This is a genomic window from Pseudomonas sp. K5002, from assembly GCF_013386655.1.
GTDB lineage: Bacteria > Pseudomonadota > Gammaproteobacteria > Pseudomonadales > Pseudomonadaceae > Aquipseudomonas.
Map to the genome: position 1 here is coordinate 1 of NZ_JACARK010001559.1, position 551 is coordinate 551.

General features: G+C 65.0%; 2 pseudogenes. Both read right to left on the minus strand.

Features of this window, described 5'->3' with window-relative positions:
• Positions 1–334: pseudogene (locus HX846_RS37920) on the minus strand (sugar phosphate isomerase/epimerase); the annotation flags it as partial.
• A gap of 14 nt (positions 335–348) precedes the next feature.
• Positions 349–551: pseudogene (locus HX846_RS37925) on the minus strand (gfo/Idh/MocA family oxidoreductase); the annotation flags it as partial.

A 551-nucleotide genomic window follows, 5' to 3' on the forward strand; every position in this document is an offset into this window, starting at 1 on the left:
ACTCGGTCCGTGCCTGGGGCTGGCCGCGCAGATGGGCCGGGGCGAAGTCGTCGAACAGCGTGTCGAATGCCGGGTGCACGGCCACAAGTTGGCCCTGCAGGTGGGTCGATAGCTCGCTGATGACGACGCCGGCATGGGCGCAGGTCGCCTTGAGTTCATCGCAGTAGGCCTGGCTTTCTGCAGCGCGAGCCAGGTCAATGTAGCGGGTGCCGAGTGTGGGCAACTGGATCGCCTTGTAGCCCTGGGACGCCGCCCATTGGGCGATGTTGGCCAGGGTGTCGAAAGGCGCTTGGTCCGAGATGAACTGGACGAGAAAAATGCCTGGGCCGCGCATGTCTGTAGTCTCCTTCATGGGTGGTTCGCCAAGGTGGTCCACTTCGCCTCGCCGTGATGGTTGGCGATCACGGCTTCGATAAAGGCCATGCCGCGCACGCCGACTTCGATGCCGGGTACGCCAACGGCCTCCGTGCCCTGGCGAATGGCCTTGGCGAAGTCGCGGTAGAGGTTGGCCATGGCTTCCAGGTAACCCTCGGGATGCCCGGCGGGCAGGC